Origin of the sequence: Collinsella aerofaciens (genome assembly GCF_020709435.1) — a bacterium.
Classification (GTDB): domain Bacteria; phylum Actinomycetota; class Coriobacteriia; order Coriobacteriales; family Coriobacteriaceae; genus Collinsella; species Collinsella aerofaciens_AU.
The window spans coordinates 1-1,375 of record NZ_JAJFDP010000041.1 but is presented as its reverse complement, the minus strand read 5'-3'; the positions used below and the strand labels follow the sequence as shown (position 1 = coordinate 1,375).

Below are 1,375 nucleotides of genomic sequence, written 5' to 3'. Positions count from 1 at the left end.
CCCCCAGCACCAGGCCCACGAGCGGGCACAGGACGATGGGGCGGAACGCGTAGAGGGTGCCGAGCTGGTAGTCGAGGCATCCAAACGCTCCGACTAAGCCGACGAGGATTGCTTGGACAAGCATAATTCCTCCCAATAAGGAATCTCGAACCGTCGTCACTCCCGTCGCGCGCGTTGTTGATATCAATTCCGGGAGTTCGATTCCACGGCTCGAAGCGTACCTGGTGTGCTGCTAACACCCATGCCAGGCACAAATGATTTGATACCAATTATAGATATGCAGGTTCTTACTATTTAATACCACTCGCTCAGCGGGGTGTTTTTTACCGTAAACGGCAGACGTATCTCATCAGGCGCGCTCTTTGTTTCGATGGCGGACAAGCGCCACCAGAAAGCCATCGCCAAAGGCATCGGATGCCAAGTTGGCCACAATCACCAAAACGATAATCGCCGCGCCCAAAAACTCGTTCCAGCGAAAGACCTCGCCAAAGAAGAGCGCCGACCAGCAGGGAGCGAGCACGACCTCGCTCATGCAAACCAAGTTGGCCGCAAACGCGTTGGTTCGCGCGATCCCCTTGGCATACAGCACGCTCGCAAGGCCACTGCAAAAAAGGCCATGCACCAGCATGAGCCCCCACTCAAATGGTCTCACGGAGTCTAGGGCGCCAGCAAAATAGACGATCGGCAGCATCGAGATACCGCAGGAGATGAGCGAGGACACCATGGGCGACGCATCGGGGCGAGAGTTCAAAAAGAAACACAGCCCAAAGGTGGCTCCCGAAATGACGGCAAGCAGGTTGCCGAGCATGCCCTCGGCGCTCAAATCGCCTAAAAAGAAAAGTCCCATACCCGTAAAAGCAACCAACACGGAGGCAATCTTCGCAGGCGAGGGCAACGTGCGAGTTGCGAGCGACTGATACACGATAACAAAAATCATCGAGGTGTACTGCAGGACGATCGCGTTGCCGACCGTCGTGAGCTGGTTGGCAAAGTTAAACGTGGTGCCCGTCACGAAGTTGCAGACGGCCACAAGGACAATAAGACGGCTGACGCGGAGGACGGGCCTACCGACGAGCAGGATAAAGAGCGCCATAAATATTGCCGTAACGGCACCGATCAAAAGAGCTGACTGCGAATTGGCGCGAACGAGGATGCCGATAAAACTCCATAAGAGCGCCGTACCAAATAGATACATCGCCCCGCTCACGCCATTATCGGGTGGATTGTCAGATCGAATCACGAAGCACCTCCAGCTAGCTTTCGGTAATAAAAAACGGCGACCGCAATGGGTCGCCGTTTCCCTTGGGGGCAGATAATAGACCGGGCCCTTACGCCAGCACGCCGAAGAACGCGCCGATGATGCCCACGACCATGG

At 55.8% G+C, this 1,375-nt stretch carries 2 protein-coding genes; both read right to left on the bottom strand.

The genetic code is table 11. The annotated features are described in order from the left end of the window. The coding region (locus LK493_RS10045; protein ID WP_227790923.1) for a PTS sugar transporter subunit IIC at positions 1-124 on the bottom strand (124 nt) is incomplete at its 3' end. A 225-nt stretch (positions 125-349) separates the two neighbouring features. After that, positions 350-1,093, bottom strand: coding sequence for a DMT family transporter (locus LK493_RS10040; RefSeq protein WP_227790922.1), 744 nt, complete (start codon positions 1,091-1,093; stop codon positions 350-352). Positions 1,094-1,375: the final 282 nt, after the last annotated feature.